Origin of the sequence: Labrenzia sp. THAF82, assembly GCF_009363435.1 — a bacterium.
GTDB lineage: Bacteria > Pseudomonadota > Alphaproteobacteria > Rhizobiales > Stappiaceae > Roseibium > Roseibium porphyridii.
The window spans coordinates 5,766,562-5,782,263 of record NZ_CP045354.1 but is presented as its reverse complement, the minus strand read 5'-3'; the positions used below and the strand labels follow the sequence as shown (position 1 = coordinate 5,782,263).

Annotated in this window: 15 protein-coding genes; 6 read left to right on the top strand and 9 right to left on the bottom strand. The window is 55.6% G+C overall.

Annotated features, from left to right (window positions below; all coding sequences use genetic code 11):
• Nucleotides 1-174: 174 nt before the first annotated feature.
• Nucleotides 175-2,064 (bottom strand): sigma-54-dependent Fis family transcriptional regulator, encoded by a 1,890-nt coding sequence (locus tag FIV00_RS26560; RefSeq protein WP_152503528.1) that lies wholly within the window; start codon nucleotides 2,062-2,064, stop codon nucleotides 175-177.
• Nucleotides 2,065-2,348: 284 nt separating this feature from the next.
• Between FIV00_RS26560 and FIV00_RS26555 the strand changes: the two genes are divergently transcribed.
• The 6 genes from FIV00_RS26555 to FIV00_RS30380 all read left to right on the top strand — a co-directional run bounded on the left by FIV00_RS26555 (nucleotide 2,349) and on the right by FIV00_RS30380 (nucleotide 7,189).
• Entirely contained in the window at nucleotides 2,349-3,779 is a 1,431-nt protein-coding gene (locus FIV00_RS26555; RefSeq protein ID WP_152503527.1) for a CmpA/NrtA family ABC transporter substrate-binding protein, read from the top strand.
• Between the two features lie 74 nt (nucleotides 3,780-3,853).
• Nucleotides 3,854-4,855, top strand: coding sequence for a nitrate ABC transporter permease (ntrB, locus tag FIV00_RS26550; RefSeq protein ID WP_173006174.1), 1,002 nt, complete (start codon nucleotides 3,854-3,856; stop codon nucleotides 4,853-4,855).
• A gap of 11 nt (nucleotides 4,856-4,866) precedes the next feature.
• Nucleotides 4,867-5,784 (top strand): ABC transporter ATP-binding protein, encoded by a 918-nt coding sequence (locus FIV00_RS26545; RefSeq protein WP_152503526.1) that lies wholly within the window; start codon nucleotides 4,867-4,869, stop codon nucleotides 5,782-5,784.
• A gap of 17 nt (nucleotides 5,785-5,801) precedes the next feature.
• Nucleotides 5,802-6,266 carry a cyanase gene (gene cynS / locus FIV00_RS26540; protein WP_209006721.1) on the top strand — a complete coding sequence of 155 codons (465 nt, stop codon included), beginning with the start codon at nucleotides 5,802-5,804 and terminating at the stop codon, nucleotides 6,264-6,266.
• Nucleotides 6,267-6,401: 135 nt separating this feature from the next.
• Complete coding sequence (locus tag FIV00_RS26535; protein ID WP_247649449.1) at nucleotides 6,402-6,809, top strand: nuclear transport factor 2 family protein; 408 nt, start codon at nucleotides 6,402-6,404, stop codon at nucleotides 6,807-6,809.
• A 95-nt stretch (nucleotides 6,810-6,904) separates the two neighbouring features.
• On the top strand, nucleotides 6,905-7,189 hold the full coding sequence (locus tag FIV00_RS30380; RefSeq protein ID WP_247649291.1) for a MarR family winged helix-turn-helix transcriptional regulator: 285 nt from the start codon (nucleotides 6,905-6,907) through the stop codon (nucleotides 7,187-7,189).
• Between the two features lie 505 nt (nucleotides 7,190-7,694).
• On the opposite strand, the gene FIV00_RS26525 is transcribed toward FIV00_RS30380, so the two are convergent.
• From FIV00_RS26525 to FIV00_RS26490, 8 genes are all read right to left on the bottom strand, one after another.
• A complete protein-coding gene (locus FIV00_RS26525; RefSeq protein WP_152503525.1) occupies nucleotides 7,695-8,096 on the bottom strand; it encodes a VOC family protein in 402 nt (133 codons plus the stop codon).
• 206 nt (nucleotides 8,097-8,302) lie between these two features.
• Entirely contained in the window at nucleotides 8,303-8,704 is a 402-nt protein-coding gene (locus FIV00_RS26520) for a thioesterase family protein (RefSeq protein ID WP_152503524.1), read from the bottom strand.
• Between the two features lie 4 nt (nucleotides 8,705-8,708).
• Nucleotides 8,709-9,449, bottom strand: coding sequence for a TetR/AcrR family transcriptional regulator (locus tag FIV00_RS26515; RefSeq protein WP_152503523.1), 741 nt, complete (start codon nucleotides 9,447-9,449; stop codon nucleotides 8,709-8,711).
• Nucleotides 9,446-10,372 carry a 3-keto-5-aminohexanoate cleavage protein gene (locus FIV00_RS26510; protein WP_152503522.1) on the bottom strand — a complete coding sequence of 309 codons (927 nt, stop codon included), beginning with the start codon at nucleotides 10,370-10,372 and terminating at the stop codon, nucleotides 9,446-9,448. The genes FIV00_RS26515 and FIV00_RS26510 overlap by 4 nt, the downstream gene beginning before the upstream one ends.
• Before the next feature lie 8 nt (nucleotides 10,373-10,380).
• On the bottom strand, nucleotides 10,381-12,864 hold the full coding sequence (locus FIV00_RS26505) for a xanthine dehydrogenase family protein molybdopterin-binding subunit (protein WP_152503521.1): 2,484 nt from the start codon (nucleotides 12,862-12,864) through the stop codon (nucleotides 10,381-10,383).
• 11 nt (nucleotides 12,865-12,875) lie between these two features.
• Nucleotides 12,876-13,364: a (2Fe-2S)-binding protein gene (locus tag FIV00_RS26500; RefSeq protein ID WP_152503520.1), complete on the bottom strand. Its 489-nt coding sequence runs from the start codon at nucleotides 13,362-13,364 to the stop codon at nucleotides 12,876-12,878.
• 14 nt (nucleotides 13,365-13,378) lie between these two features.
• Nucleotides 13,379-14,239, bottom strand: a complete 861-nt coding sequence (locus FIV00_RS26495; protein WP_152503519.1) for a xanthine dehydrogenase family protein subunit M — start codon at nucleotides 14,237-14,239, stop codon at nucleotides 13,379-13,381.
• A gap of 22 nt (nucleotides 14,240-14,261) precedes the next feature.
• Nucleotides 14,262-15,182, bottom strand: coding sequence for an SMP-30/gluconolactonase/LRE family protein (locus FIV00_RS26490; protein ID WP_152503518.1), 921 nt, complete (start codon nucleotides 15,180-15,182; stop codon nucleotides 14,262-14,264).
• Between the last annotated feature and the right edge of the window lie 520 nt (nucleotides 15,183-15,702).

The window sequence follows — 15,702 nt, the reverse complement described above, 5'->3', positions numbered from 1 at the left end:
GGCTGATAGCCGAAAATGGGCTGGAAGCAGTCGTTCGCGACGGAACAAAAAAGACTGGAGTTAGTTTTGCCCAGGGTCCATCAGCTTGCAGCATAGACTTTTAGGTTTGCTAGCTGAATGAAAGCACTCAACTGTGGCACGCAAGACGGCGGATCTGTCTCAAACTCTCAATCGCTAAGACTCGCCATGAAGCAGCTGCCATTCCCGTTTCTCAATTTCGAGTTTCTTTATGCGCGAATAAAGCGTCGTCGGTTCGACGCCAAGCAACGCAGCGGCGCCGGTTTTGCCAGACACCTTGCCTTGTGTCTCTTTGAGAGCAGATACGATGTTGGCGCGTATTTCCAACTGCATTTCGTATTCGGTTCTAACCGTCTTGGCGCTCTGCGCGCGCGGTCCGACCGCACCACCGAGTTCCACAATCAATTTCTCGCCTCGAGACACAATCGCCGCGCGTTCTATGACATTGCGCAGCTCTTTCACATTACCTGGCCACGTATACTCTTTCAGCATTCGCATGGTGCGCTCTGTCACTTTAGGCACAGGTCGATTGAGGCGTTCACAGGCTACCGACAACAAATGCGTTACGAGGTCGGGAATATCGTCTTTGCGATCGCGCAGAGGAACGCAGCTGATGGGAAAGACATTCAGTGCCAAAAAGAGTTCTTCGCTAAATCTGCCAGCTGAAACTTCGCGTTCGATGTCGATGGTGCTTGCAGCAATGACCCGTACATCGAGGTTCTTGAATTGATTGTCTCCTATACGCTTGAACCTGCCGTCTTGCAGAACACCCAAGAGCTTGTTTTGGATTTCGAGAGGCAGCTCACACACATTTTCGATATACAGCGTTCCACCATGTGCCAACTCAATGGCGCCCGAGGTCATCTTCGGTTTTTCACCTACTGCAGCGTTATCATAGTGCCCGAACAATTCTGCCTCGATCGCGGTCCGGCTAATCGAACCAGATTTGAAGCGAATGAGAGGCCGCCCTTTCCGGAGGCTATTCTTGTGTATCGCATTAGCGACGATTGATTTGCCGGTTCCCGTTTCACCGGTGATCAGCACCGGTGCGCTGGTGGGCGCAACCAGATCGATCTTGGCATGAAGCTGCTGGATCGAGGCAGAGCGGCCGATTACATGGTGATGGGCACGTTCTTTGGTTATCTCCAGCTGCAGATACGCGTTTTCCTGTTCCAGGCGATCTCTGAGATCTGCCACCTCATTCATGGCATCAATGAGCTTGTTCTCATTGATCTTCCGCTCCGTAACGTCTCGAAAGACAATCACTGCGCCAGCCAAGACTTTTTGATTGTAGATTGGGGTTGAAACGTATTCCACCTGTATTGGTTTTCCGTCCTTCTTCCAGAATACATCATCATCAACCCGCATCACCTGTTCAAAGCGAAACGATTTGTAGATGGGGCAATCATGTGCGTGATGGACACTGCCATCGGTATGGTGATGGTGGATGATGTCGTGAATGACATTTCCCACCAGGTCCTCAAGCGTCCAACCGAGCATTTCTTGCGCTGCACGATTGACGAATGTGGCTTGTCCTTGAGTGTTGACGCCATAAATGCCTTCTCCGGCTGCGTTGAGGATGAGCTGGTTCTGCAGCTCCAACTCTGCAAAGAACTCTTCCGCATGCTTCCATGCCACAATACCTTCACGTTGAAGCTGACCGGTCTCATATTGTTTCTCGTGCTGAGACAGTTCGCTGAGTTCCAAGATCAGCAGTGTGAAAAGGGGGCCATGTGTGTCGTGTTCGTGCACATTCGCTCGAATTTCGCATTCGATGGACATTCCATTTCGACTGGTGAGCACTGTCTTGCGCGTCCATGCTGACCCGCGATGGAAAACTTCATCCAGAAATACGACGAATTCGGCAATGTCCGATCCGATCAAAGCTGAAAACCGGACGTCGTCTGACTGCGAAACAGCCAGCAGGCGGCGTGCAGCCGCATTCAAACTGAAAACACGATCTTCTTTCGCATCGAGCACCAATACTGGAAGCGGGATGGCTTCAAGTTGGAGCGACAAATTCTGATCCGTCGGACTGCTATCCATTCCACCCATCCGGCTTGATGCGCAACTTCGGCATTTTATACGAAATTTGGTAAATTATGAAATTTCGTATTTTCTTGGCTATTCTTTAGTGAATTAAATTATTGAAATCATTCAAATTTAAAAAAATTCTGAAAACTTCGAAAGTGGCTATTTTTATAGTCAAAGCCCTCGCATTGTTTGGTCTCACAACCTCCCGCTTGCGGCGCACGTTTCCAGGTTCTGATGAAAGCAGGTTCGTCGTGAGGGTGTCTCGTCAGTCCATGCAGTATCGTGAGAGGTAACACATGACCCACTTCAAAGACCCGTTTAATCCAAACATCGATGTTTGGAACGAATGTGGTGAGGCTTCAGAAAGCCCTGCCGATCCCTATGCGGGGCTCTCGAAGGCAGATGCCGACATATTGAAGCGTCGCGCGAAGCAATCGTTGAACGCGGAAGTCGGAATGGCGCGCGCGCTCGAAAGTTCCGTCATGCAGGGACTGTTCAAAACGGACATTTCACGTCGTGCGTTCTTGCGCAGCGCCGGTGTGACAGGCGCACTTGCCGCCGTCTCGACAGTTTTCCCGCTGACGTCTCTTCAGGCTATGGCCGAAGAAGCCATGAAAAACCTCGAGAAGACAAAGTTGACGCTGGGCTTTGTACCGATCACCTGCGCCACGCCAATCATCGGCGGCCATGCGCTGGGCTTCTATCAACGCTATGGTCTTGATGTTGATATTGTCAAAACGGCTGGTTGGGCAGTGTCGCGCGACAAGTGTCTGAACGGTGAATACGATGGTTCGCACCTGCTTTTCCCGATGCCGATGGCCATGTCACTTGGCATTGGGTCCACAGCGCAACCGTGGAAAGTGGTGTCGAACGTGAACACCAACGGCCAGGCGATCGTTCTGGCAAACAAGCACCGCGACAATCAGGATCCAAAGAACTGGAAAGGGTTCAAGTTCGCGGTTCCGTTTGAATACTCGATGCACAACCTGCTTCTGCGCAACTACGTCGCGGCTGCAGGCCTCGACCCGGATCGTGACATCCAGATCCGTGTGGTTCCGCCGCCTGAAATGGTCGCAAACCTGCGCTCGGAAAACGTCGATGGCTATCTCGCGCCCGACCCATTCTGTCAGCGTGCTGTCTACGACCAGGTTGGATTCATTCATAAACTGACACTGGATCTGTGGAAGCAACATCCGTGCTGTGTGTTCGGTTTGTCTGAAAAATTCATCACGGAAAACCCGAACACGACCATGGCTTTGACGACCTCCATCCTGGAAGCCACGGCTTCAGCGGAAACGTCAGAAGGCCGCGTTGCATTCGCGGAATCGATGGCGCCGGCAAACTACCTCAACCAGCCAGTCGAAATTCTGAAACAGATCCTGACTGGTGTGTTCCCCGATGGCCAAGGCAACATCAAAAACGTTCCTGACCGGATTTCGTTCATGCCGTTGCCAACCCAGACGATGGGGACCTGGGTGCTTTCACAATTGCGGCGCTGGAACTACATCGACACGGACACCAACTACGCAACCCTTGCGGAAGAACTGGTCATGACAACCACCACTCGTGAGCGGATGCGCGCGATGATGGCGGCAGACCCGAACCTGACCTTTGCTGATGCTGAACAGGATGTCTACGCGCCCGTCGATATTCAGGGCCACGAGTTTGCGCCCGCTGCAGCGCAGGAGTTCATAGACAGCCAGCCGTTCACCCGCACCATCGGTTGAACCAGACCCAAAGTAATGGAGACGGAGCAAGCATGCTTGCCCCGTCTTAACTTATGAGTTTTGGGAACATTTTTATGGTTCAGAAAATAGATATACGCAGCACTTTGCTGTCGTTGACCATCTTGTTGGCTGGTATCTTCATTTGGCATGCAGCAACACATGTTCCGAACACCGGCCCTGCAGGTGTCGAGTTGTCACAGACCGAGATGGATACGCTGCTTGGGAATAATATGCTTCCCGAGGACATTGAGTACTATTCGGCTCAAGGCGTCGCGTTTGCCCAATTGGAGCAAATCGCCTCTTTGAATCTGTCGCGTTCAATGATCGAAGCTGCCGGTGGCATCCGCGCGCTCGGCATCAGCGTCCCCGATGAAAACAGCGCGCCAGCGCCCGGTTCGCTTTTCCCTTCGCCTACCCAGATCGGCAGCGAATTGTGGGCAACGATAGCTGACCCATTCTACGTCGCTGGCACCAACGACATGGGGTACGGCATTCAGATGGGATACTCGTTACTGCGGGTCCTGATTGGGTATACGCTTTCGGCCGCAGTGGCTATTCCGCTCGGCTTTCTCATTGGCATGTCGCCGATGTTCTATAAGGCGCTTGATCCCTTCATTCAGGTATTGAAACCCATCTCGCCGTTAGCCTGGATGCCGATCGCGCTCTTCACCATTGGTGACAGCGAATTGTCATCGATTTTCGTGATCTTTATCTGCTCGCTTTGGCCAATGCTGACAAACACAGCCTTTGGTGTGGCCAATGTCCGCTCAGACTGGGTCAATGTCGCGCGCACACATGAATTGAGCACTGCCAAGACCGCACTGACTGTCATCTTGCCGGCGGCGGCGCCGACCATCATCACTGGAATGCGCATTTCCATCGGCATCGCGTGGCTCGTGATCGTCGCTGCCGAGATGCTCGTTGGCGGCACTGGCATTGGATACGTGGTGTGGAACGAATGGAATGGCCTGCGTCTCGACCGGATGATCGTCGCAATTCTGCTGATCGGCGTGGTGGGCATGCTGCTCGATGCGGCCTTTGCCCGACTGCAACGCGCCGTTGCTTACGCTGAATGAGGACTGAATTGATGACAAAGCCATTTCTTTCCATCGAACTTCTAACACAGCAATTTCCGGACGGCGCCGGGGGGACGCTGACCGTTTTCGAAAACAGCAGCTTTGGTGTTGAGGAAGGCGAATTCGTCTGCATTCTTGGCCATTCCGGTTGCGGCAAATCAACGATCATGAACGTACTGGCCGGTTTGGCGGAGCCAACGAGCGGCACGGTCATCATGGATGGCCAAGAAGTTTCTGGCCCGAGCCTCGATCGCGGCGTGGTGTTCCAGAACTATTCGTTGCTGCCGTGGCTTTCAGCCCTAAAGAACGTCATGTTTGGTGTGGCTGCGCGGCATCCGGACTGGAGCAAACCGGACGTCCAAGCACATTCTGAAAAGTACCTCGCCATGGTGGGGCTGGATGGTGATGCCACCCACAGGAAACCATCCCAGCTGTCGGGAGGTATGCGCCAGCGCGTGTCTATCGCAAGGGCATTCGCCAATCATCCCAAACTGCTTCTTCTCGATGAACCTTTTGGTGCGCTTGACGCTCTGACGCGCGGAACGATCCAAGACGAACTGTTGAAAATCTGGAGCGGGACCAATCAAACCGTCTTCATGATCACTCATGATATTGATGAAGCCATTCTGCTTGCGGACCGCATTCTGCTGATGACCAACGGGCCGTTCGCACGTGTCGCAGAGGCTGTGGAGATTACCATTCCGCGACCGCGTCGGCGTGAAGAAATCATCGAGCACCCGAACTACTACGCCATCCGAAATCATCTTGTGCACTTCCTCGGCTCTCGATCCAAAGAACTGGCGGGACAGTCCGGCGGCAGCGGAGCCAACACGCCTGAAACTATCCGTATCGATCGCACTGAGAACAGCACACTCGAAAGCGATGATGACCCAACCCATCATGCGCATTTGCGCGCCGTAAATGATTGACGAAATAGGAGCGAACCATGACCATCGAAGTTCCGCAAATGCTCACCAAAGACGACGTGGCTCAAATCATTTTGGCCGCAAAAAAGAAAACCGGCATGTCCTGGGAGGACATTGCCGACAAGATCTCGATGTCACCGGTCTGGACTCACTCGGCCTGCGTCGGGATGAATGCCATGCCCGAGGACAAAGCCAAGGCGCTTGTTCAGGTGCTTGGCTTGCCGCAGGAAGTGATCGACGTCCTTGCCGATAGCCCCACAAAAGTCTGGGAGCAAACGGTGCCAACCGACCCGTGTATTTATCGGCTTTATGAAATTGTCGGTGTCTACGGCCCGACCATCAAGGCGCTGATCCATGAAGAATTCGGTGATGGCATCATGTCAGCCATTGATTTTGACATGAGCATCACGCGTGTCGCCAACCCCAAAGGGGACAGGGTGAAGGTCGAAATGTCCGGCAAGTTTCTCGGCTACAACAGCTGGTAAGGCCAACGCAATTGTTTTGGCGGGCTCGGAGCGGTGTCCGGCTCGTCACCTCATTCAGGAACACATGGAATCAACACTTTGACCAGACCCCCGATACCACCATTTACATTTGAGGATGCCGTCAAAAAGGTTCGAATGGCGGAAAACGCCTGGAACTTGAAAGATCCGGCCAAAGTCGCATTGGCCTACACACCAGATTCGAAATGGCGCAATCGCTCCGAGTTTGTTCACGGCCGGGCAGAGATAGAGGCCTTCCTGACGCGCAAATGGGCGAGGGAACTCGATTATCGCCTGATCAAGGAAATCTGGGCCCATGGTGACGATAAAATAGCAGTGCGCTTTGTCTACGAATGCCATGATGCTGACGGCAATTGGTATCGATCCCACGGCAATGAAAACTGGCGCTTCGACGCGCAAGGACTGATGGCAGAGCGCCATGCGTCAATCAATGATGTCGCAATCCAAGAAGGTGACAGACTTTTTCGGTGGCCGAGTGGTATCCGCCCGGACGATCATCCCGGCCTTACGGACTTGGGGCTGTAAAGCAAGCAAAGGATTGATTTGGCTCGACGATTGGCAGGTACTCGGGGCGACCGTCTGTGCCGAACGCGCGGAGACGGTTGCCTGGCACGCGCACTATGGGCGTTCATCGGCAGGGCGTTCAGCGCATCGTCAACGAGTTGGAAAAGGAAGGCATTGTCGCGTTTCAGCCAAACCCGCACCACAAACGAGCCCATTTGGTTGTGCTGACGTCAAAGGGACAGGCCCTGTTTGAAGCTGCAATCGCGTTACAGGTCCCCTGGGTAAATGACCTTTCAAAGGACCTTTCCCTCACAGACATCGCAACGGCGCAACAGGTCATCAGTCAGATGACAAAACACATCGAAGATACTTCAAACGCACCAGGTGAAGGGTCTCCATGACGGCCGATTGCCGCGACACAAGGCGACCGGTTTTCAAGATGTAACGCAACCGGACTTAAAAGCGGGAGAACCTGCGGGACTGAAGTCAGGTCAGGCGAGCTAAACTGCTTCGCAAAAGTCTTTCGAAACCTTCGGGACAGGCCTTTTTGCGTCTTTCCCGCACCTGCTACTCTCCAGGCTATGGCTGGAGATAAGCCACGCCTGAATTGGCTACACCTGGAACAAATGACAGTTTCGCGGCGCTAATTTGGACTGTGAGCTATCGAAGGTCGACGTACCGAAGCGCACTTTCAATTGAGATTCAGCGGTTTAGAGGTAGGGGATTAGGTAGATATTCGCTGCAAGGGCAAACTCACAATCTTGTTCCATTATTGCCGAAAATGGTCAGTGCGCGGCGATTACTTCTATCACAGCCTTCCTAGCTGACGCATTAACCTCACGGACGCAGCCGGGAAGTTTGAGACTGCGCAGTAGCGGTCAGTCGAGTCGCCGCGTTTAGACGCGTTCAGCGAAATCCTTCAACCATTCCTGCTTCCACGCTTGGTTTAAAGTCGATATGGATATGCGTGCCCATTGGATCGCGTAAGTTGTATTGCACAATGTCAACATCGATCTCAGTGAGATCGACTCTTTCATACTGCAGGTCGTGCTGCTTGAGTGTCGCCTCGAAGGCCGCCATACCCTCGGCGCGAAACGCGAAGTGCTCCAGCGAGACGGCGGCGTGCTCTGGAGGTTGATCGACTTCAACCACATGAACGACCGGCTGGTCGTTGAGATAGAGCCAAATGCCAGGAATTGAAAAGTTTGGGCGCGGGCCTCGTTCGAGGCCAAGGATGTTCTCGTACCATTGTGCGAGAGCATCGGGTTTATCGGTATGCAGGTTGACATGGTCAAGCGCGGTCAACATTGGGGGGGGCTCCCTTTCGATCTAGCGTCGCTCCCGCAACTTCAACATTCTTAAACCTAGACGTCTTTCGATCGTCGACAGTTCAGCGCTGTTCTTAGCGCGAGCAATTCATATGTCTGACACGATCCCTGTCGTGCCGAGCCTCATTGGCAAGCCAAAGGACGACATGCCGCTCGATCCCAGAAAGCGCAGCGTTCCCAGATCAATCAACGTCGCACCTCCGCACGAGCCATAAGGTTGTCCATCGAGAGGATCGCTCGGGCGATACGGCCTTTTCCAATAAGGCCGCCAGGATCCTTCGCGCTCACGTCAAACCAATAAAGTGGCCCTTCGCGGTCAGTGAACCGCGCTGTGGTCAGAACCTCAACGCCAACCGGGGACGGCGCTACGTGTGAGACGTCGATCTTGGCACCGACCGAAACGTCGCCATCTTCTAGAGTGGTAGAGAGAATAGCGGCACAGGCGCGCTCCATCGCGGCTAACATAAACGGTGTCGCAAAAACGGGGGGCAGAGTTTCACCATTCTCGGCCAGATGTGCTGCGGTGTTCGCATCCGTGACAAGAACGTCGAGCGTATGGGTCGCGCCAACCTCAAGTGTTTGAACCATAGCTTCATGTTCTCCAATTGGTGTGAGAAAGCGCGTTGAACCCTGCCGCGTGAAACCTGACAAGGACGTCGATGCTTTTTTTGGCTGCGCGAGCGCGGTCAGTATTGGCCAGTCTTTCCCGACGGCCTGTTTTTGCGCAGATACCTAGCATTGCGGCCACCATGGCGGAAAAACCATCTACGATGTCCTCAAGTTCGACCCCGGGCAGCGTGCGCTGAAACTCGCAGAGGTAGGTGCGGGCTGTATCGTCGTAGTGGCGGGCGATGATTTCGGTGCCAAGCGGAGAGTTAGCTAGGCGTCCCATCAATGCAGCATAGTTCCTCCAGCCCGGTTCGCCGTGGTCAGCGCTTTCGATGAAGGGGCGAACATACGCGCGGATAAGGATTTCCACCGGGATCGGAGCTTCTCCGGCGGTGCGACGGGCGTCCGCGAGCGCGTCGAGTCGAAGCGCCTCCATGATAGCTGCCCGCCGTGCGATGACAGTGTCGAAGAGATCTTCCTTCGGGCCGAAATGGTAGCCTACCGCGTTGATCTGCACGTCTGCAGCCGCGGCGACATCTCGGATTGACGCACCATCATAGCCACGATCAGCGAAAAGACTTTCCGCTGCGTTCAGAATCCGATCGCGTGTCTCGTCGGGACGGCCACCCTTTGGTCGACCGGGTTTTCCCTGCAGTTTGCGTGCAGGCGCAGGCGGCGTACCCTCCAGCAGAAAAACTGATGAGGCTGTGCTCTTCTCCTTCATGCGGCAACCCTAATCGGCGTTAGACTGAGGATGTGCTGCGCCTCGGCTGGCGTCGCCGGGCGCAAGCCCAGACCGTCCAGCATGACCTTTGCGGCCTCTACTTGCTCAGCGTTTGAGGCTGCCAGTTGGCCGGGTCCTGCCCACAGAGAATCCTCAAGACCAACCCGCACATGCCCTCCTGAGGCGGCGACCGTCGCAGCAACCCGCATCTGATGCGCACCGGCGCCGAGCGCAGACCACACAAGATCGTCACCAAATAGACGCAACGCCGTTCTGCGCATATGGGAGATGTCGTCGGGATGCGCGCCAATGCCACCAAGAAGGCCAAAGACTGTCTGGACGAAGAAAGGCGGTTCGATCGCACCGGCCTCAACAAAATACGCGAGTGTGTAGAGATGAGACGTGTCGTAGCATTCGAACTCGAACCGTGTGCCGTTGGCGCGGCATGCATCAAGCACGTAGGCGATGTCTTTGAACGTGTTGCGGAAGATCAGCTCCCGTGAGTTCTCGAGATGCTCCCGCTCCCACCCTGCAATCTTTGGATGGCGCTTGAGCATGGGGAAAAGCCCCATATTCATCGAACCCATGTTAAGCGATGCAAGCTGAGGTGCAAGCATCTGTGCCGGCTTCACCCGATCCTCGACGGTCATGTAGGGGCTCCCACCCGTGGTGAGGTTCAGGACCGCGTCGGTTTGCGCTGCGATAGGTTCCACAATGCGCCGGAAAGCCTCCACGCCCTGATCGGGTCGTCCGGTCGCGCCATCCCGGGCGTGGAGATGCAGGATTGCGGCTCCCGCGGTGGCTGCCTCAACAGCCTGCGCCACGATCGCGTCCGATGTCACCGGCAGATACGGCGACATCGAAGGGGTATGAATTGCGCCTGTCAGTGCGCAGGTGATGATGACGGGTTGGCGGTCAGCCATATCTGCTCCTATTCCGCCGCGACGGCCTGTTCGCGCTCACGGATCAATCCACGCAAGATCGGTGGTGTTACCGGTAGCGTGCTGATTGTGACCCCGAAAGAAGACAGAGCGTCCTCGATCGCCGTCGTCAATGCAGAGGGGGCACCCAACCGGCCGCCTTCCCCACCTCCCTTGATGCCGTATTCAGTAAAAGGAGAAGGTGTCTCGATGTGACCCAGCTTGAAGTTGCGAGGCATCTCGTTGGCCGTTGGCATGGCGAACTCTGCAAAGTTGGGGTTTGTGAACTGGCCATCGCGGTCATAGACAAACTGCTCGAACAGCGTTGAGCCTATCCCGTTGGCCGTACCGCCCCAGACTTGCCCACCGAGCGTACGGGGGTTCACAATCGTTCCGTTGTCATGGACCGCTGCATAATCGAGGATTTCCACCTTGCCTGTACCCGGATCGACTTCGACCGCCACAACATGACAGATATGGCCGACGATTGGGTAGAAGATGCCAAGGTGTTTCCGGTCGGGATCTGGATCTGTGGAGACCGGGTGATCATAGACGGCGGTGGTTTCGAGGCCACTGTCGAACACCTCCTCATCCGGAAAACTCAAGCGGAAGAAACTCGATGTCAGCGCGATCTCAGCAAAGGACTTCTCCTGATCCGGCACTCCCTTGACGCCTACCGAGCCGTTGCGCAGCTCAAGATCTTCTGGCCTGCGCTGCAGCATACTCGCACCAAAGCGCAGCAGACGCTCCTCCAACTTGATCGACGCGCTGACGCAGGCTCCCGCGATCATGGCGGTGAAACGGCTGCCTTGCGGGCCCACACCGTTAAAGCCTGACTGGCTGTCGGCGTAGTTGATCACCACGTCTTCCGGAGCAATGGTCAACCGCTCGGCCAAAACCTGCGTTACCACGGTCTCGGGGGAGTTGCCGACCATCGGCGAGTTCAGTGTGACAAACAGTTTGCCGGATGGGTCGATCCGCGCGCTGATGCCCTCTGGCGTTGAGGTCAGTGTGAAACCAGGCGTTTCCTTGCTGTTGAGTGACCACCACTCTGTCGGTCCATAGACACTGCGCTCCATACAGGTGGCAAGGCCTATTCCCACGCAACGGCCCTGCGCCCGCATTTCAGCGGCCTTCGTACGCCAAGCATCGTAGTCGAACAGTTGCTTTGCCTCGCTGAGGACGGCCTGGAAGTTGCCGCTGTCATAGATGTTGCCGGTCGAGATCATGTAGGGGAATTGATCGGGCTGTATCATATTCTGTTCGCGCAACTCCACTCCATCGCGCCCAAGCTCTTCGGCGGCAGCGTCGACCATGCGCTCCATCACCCAGTTGGTCACCTCGGAGCCGAAGCCGCGATAAGGGCCTTGCTGGCACTTGTTGGTAAGCACCGCGATGACCCTCATCCCGAAACTGGGGATCTGATAAGGACCTGTTACTTGTGCCATGGCGTTGCCGTGGGTGCCGACGCCGAACTGGAGATAAGCGCCGTAGTCATCCAGCACTGTAAAGCGCATGGATTTGAAAGTGCCATCATTCATTACCGCAAGTTCTGCGTCATATAGCCGGTCCGAGCCGTGGCTGTCGCAATTGGTGAAATGCTCGAGCCGATCCTCGATGTATTTCACCGGAACTCCTGCTAGCCTGGCGAGGCCCGCGGTCAGGATAATGATTTTGTGGATGAATACCTTGGAGCCGAAGCTGCCGCCGGCGAGCACGGGGATAATCCTCAGCTCTCCCGGACTTACCCGTAGCGACCCGCCTATCACGAATGGGATGAAGTTGTAGAAGTTGGTGTTTGCGTGGATCGTGAAACCGCCCTTGAACGCATCATAATCCGCAACTACGCCGCAAGTCTCTATGGCCTGCGCTGAAGAACGGTTCCAGCGCAGACGGCGCTTGATGATGCGGTCGGCACCGGCGAAATCTTCGTCAACGGAACCGAACTTGAAGCTTTCATCGAGTGCGCAGTTACTCTCTCGATCGTCCGGATGGATGACCGCGTCGCCGGTTGCCTCCAGCGAAGCTTCGATGTCGACATTAGCCGGCAGCACTTCGTAGGTCACTTCGACAAGCTCCGCCGCATCCTCGGCAATGTACCTATCCTCGGCGACGACGGCAGCGACCACTTCCCCCACATGCCGAACCTTGTCGATAACCATGGCGTGCTGGGGCACCGGTGGAGAAGCGAAACTGGGGCATGGGTCGACGACGCTGGCAAGGTCCTCGCCGGTATAGACCCCGATTACGCCCGGCAATGCCTTGGCCTTGGACGTGTCGATACTGACGATGCGCGCATGGGCGTGGGGACTGCTGACCATGGCCGCATGCGCCATTCCGGGCACGACGACGTCGTCAATATAGCCGCCCTTGCCGGAAAGAATACGCGGGTCCTCCACGCGCTTCATGCTCTGGCCGATCCAAGTCAGGCCCTGGCGGGGAAGCTCACGCTGGCGGCTGGGCGGAATGACGTTGTTGTCGAGATGTGATGCCACGGGTCTCTCCTTCATGCCGCTTCTGTTTCGGTCGTGCGCAGCTTCGCGGCGGCGGAACGGATGGCGTTGATTATGTATTGGTAGCCTGTGCAGCGGCAAAGATTACCGGCGATGGCTTCGCGGATTTCTTCGTCCGTCGGGTCGGGGTTGTGGTCGAGCAGCTCCTTCGCCGCGGCCAGCATGCCCGGTGTACAGAAACCGCATTGCAGGCCATGCTCTTCCCAGAAGGCGTGCTGGATCGGATGGAGATCGTCCTGACCGAAGCCTTCGACCGTGGTAATCGTCGAGCCATCCAACTGTACCGCGAACATAAGGCAGGAGCGGACAGCCTTACCGTCGACCAGCAGATTGCACGCACCGCATACCCCGTGTTCGCAACCCACATGGGTGCCCGGCAATGCCAGCTCATGACGGATGAAGTCCGACAGCAACATCCGTGACGGGACCAAGGCCTGCCTTAAGCGCCCGTTCACGGTCAGCGAAATCGCGATCTTATCCATGTTATCCTCCCTTTTTATCTGGCGCGTGTGACCGCAGCGCTCAGAACGCGCGGTATCAGTGTGCGCACCAAGTCGCGGCGATAATCGGCGCTGGCACCAATGGTGTCGGCGGGGTTCATCGCCGATGCGGCGTCTGCGGCGACCGCTGCGAACAGATCGTCCGAGGGCGCTTGCCCGTTCAAGGCAGTTTCCGCCTGTCTCAGGCGGAGTGAGCGTTCGCCGATCCCCGCGGCAGCGACATGTGCACCGGTTATCCGCCCGGCATCCAGTCGCAACGTCGCCGCGCAGGCGGTCCAGGCGAAGTCACCCTTGCGCATAGAGACTTCCTCAAAGCCCCAGCCGGTGCCTGTCGGTGGCACTGGAATGCGCACCTCCGAGAGCATCTCACTAGGTTGCAACGCAGTTTCATAGACACCTGTAAAGAAGGCTGTTGCCGGCACTTCACGGTGACCGCTTTGGCTTGCAACAATCATCACTGCGTCGAGTAGCTGCATGAGCGCGGGCATCTCCGATGCCGGATCGGCATGGCACAAGTTGCCGCAAAGGGTGCCGCGGTTGCGCACTGCCGAATGCGCGACCCAGTCGTAAGCGTCGGCGACAATTGGCAGGTACTCGGCAATGAGTGGCGCGCTTTTGACATCCGCATGGCGAGCGAGCGCGCCGATGGCGATCATGTCGCCTTCCAGGCGGATATAGTCGATGTCGGGCACGCGGTTGATATCGATGAGGTGCGACGGTTGAGCCATGCGATAATTCATCATGGGCACAAGGCTTTGCCCTCCGGCGAGTATGCGTGCGTCTTCCTTTTCCGCCAGGAGTGCCAACACGGTGGGCAGGTCTTCAGGCCGACAATAGTCGAATTTTGCGGGTTTCATGTTTCCTCCCTTTCAGACGCGCTCATCCGGCGAACCGAGGCTCCGGCACGCCGCGGATACCCAAGCCCCGGATGCGGAACAACGCACCCGCGGCGAATTGAGGTTTGGTCTGTTTTTCGAAATTGTCGTGAGCTGCAGGGTGGCTGACGCGCGCCATGGACGTAACGTAGATGTCCATCAGGTCCGGCCCGCCGAACATTACCGATGTGATGTTACGCACTGGCATGGTGATCTTGCGCTCGATACTGCCGTCGGGGGCATAGCGGATCAGATCACCCGAAATTACCTGCGCATTCCAGAGGCAGCCTTCCTCATCGACTGTGGAGCCATCGGCGAAGCCGCTGTCGTCGGCCGTCGAAGCAAAGACCCGGCGGTTCGCGAGCGATCCTGCGCCTAAGTCGTAGTCGTAGGCCCAGATCTCATTCTTGAACGTGTCCGCAAAGTAGAAGGTCCTGTCGTCTGGGCTCCAACACGGCCCGTTCGAACAAATGATACCACTTTCGACCTTGCTTAACGTCATGTCGGGGTCGAGCCTCCAGAGCCCGCAAATGCCCAGTTCCTCTTGATCATCCATGCCACCGGCGAAGAAGCGTCCTGCACGATCGCACTTTCCATCATTGAGGCGCGCACGCGAAGGATCGTCATTCACCTGGGCGATCAACTCAGTGCGCCCTGTATCAAAGTCGAAGGTGTAGAAGCCGTCGCTAAGCGCCAGGACTGCGCCGCCATTCTTGCGCAGCGCCATGGCGCCGACATCTTGTTCAAGCGGCCACGAGCGGACATCGCCGTTCTCGGGGTCGAGGCGCCAGATAGCATCCTTTCCGACCCTGGACCCTGTGCTGTCCACCCAATACAGCGTGCCGGAACCATGATCCCATACAGGCCCTTCACCAAGATGGTTCTCACAATCCAGCACGCATTCAATTGTAAAATGTCGAGCCACATGATCCTCCGCTCATCATTGCGTTCGATTATTATATTATACGTACGTATAAATCAAGTATCTTCGCATCATGGGCATCTCGCACCGCCTGTCGCAAGGCGCGCAGCGCTCTCCTCGTTTGGTTAATGATATCGTGTTTGGACTACGCCCTACGTTCGGTGGAAAGTTGTAGTAAAGGTTTCGGAAAGTATAATTTAGAAATATCTGTATTATTATTTAATTTGATAAATAAAAACTTGGATCGAAACCGTTCAAGAAGTAAAAACTAAGAAAATGCAATTCGAAATATCGGAGGTGCTATTAACACTGGTCGCGGCTCTGAAGTCTGCATCACGTGTGCGAAGTTAGGCAACGAATCAAAGGAGGTTGGTGCTGCGAAAAAAATCCGATCTTCGGGATCGCTGCGAATACTTGAAAAATTTCTCAAGACGTCAGAATCTCTTGATTTGACAGTGTCCTAAAAGGACCAGGATTAGTGACTTGTCAGCCATATTCTTATGTCCGCTTACCTGCCAGTAGT

What these genes read in the sequence shown, in the direction of transcription:
- FIV00_RS26560 (WP_152503528.1), bottom strand. Translation starts at nt 2,064, where the DNA reads ATGGATAGCAGTCCGACGGATCAGAATTTGTCGCTCCAACTTGAAGCC.
- FIV00_RS26555 (WP_152503527.1), top strand. Translation starts at nt 2,349, where the DNA reads ATGACCCACTTCAAAGACCCGTTTAATCCAAACATCGATGTTTGGAAC.
- ntrB (WP_173006174.1), top strand. Translation starts at nt 3,854, where the DNA reads ATGGTTCAGAAAATAGATATACGCAGCACTTTGCTGTCGTTGACCATC.
- FIV00_RS26545 (WP_152503526.1), top strand. Translation starts at nt 4,867, where the DNA reads ATGACAAAGCCATTTCTTTCCATCGAACTTCTAACACAGCAATTTCCG.
- cynS (WP_209006721.1), top strand. Translation starts at nt 5,802, where the DNA reads ATGACCATCGAAGTTCCGCAAATGCTCACCAAAGACGACGTGGCTCAA.
- FIV00_RS26535 (WP_247649449.1), top strand. Translation starts at nt 6,402, where the DNA reads ATGGCGGAAAACGCCTGGAACTTGAAAGATCCGGCCAAAGTCGCATTG.
- FIV00_RS30380 (WP_247649291.1), top strand. Translation starts at nt 6,905, where the DNA reads ATGGGCGTTCATCGGCAGGGCGTTCAGCGCATCGTCAACGAGTTGGAA.
- FIV00_RS26525 (WP_152503525.1), bottom strand. Translation starts at nt 8,096, where the DNA reads ATGTTGACCGCGCTTGACCATGTCAACCTGCATACCGATAAACCCGAT.
- FIV00_RS26520 (WP_152503524.1), bottom strand. Translation starts at nt 8,704, where the DNA reads ATGGTTCAAACACTTGAGGTTGGCGCGACCCATACGCTCGACGTTCTT.
- FIV00_RS26515 (WP_152503523.1), bottom strand. Translation starts at nt 9,449, where the DNA reads ATGAAGGAGAAGAGCACAGCCTCATCAGTTTTTCTGCTGGAGGGTACG.
- FIV00_RS26510 (WP_152503522.1), bottom strand. Translation starts at nt 10,372, where the DNA reads ATGGCTGACCGCCAACCCGTCATCATCACCTGCGCACTGACAGGCGCA.
- FIV00_RS26500 (WP_152503520.1), bottom strand. Translation starts at nt 13,364, where the DNA reads ATGGATAAGATCGCGATTTCGCTGACCGTGAACGGGCGCTTAAGGCAG.
- FIV00_RS26495 (WP_152503519.1), bottom strand. Translation starts at nt 14,239, where the DNA reads ATGAAACCCGCAAAATTCGACTATTGTCGGCCTGAAGACCTGCCCACC.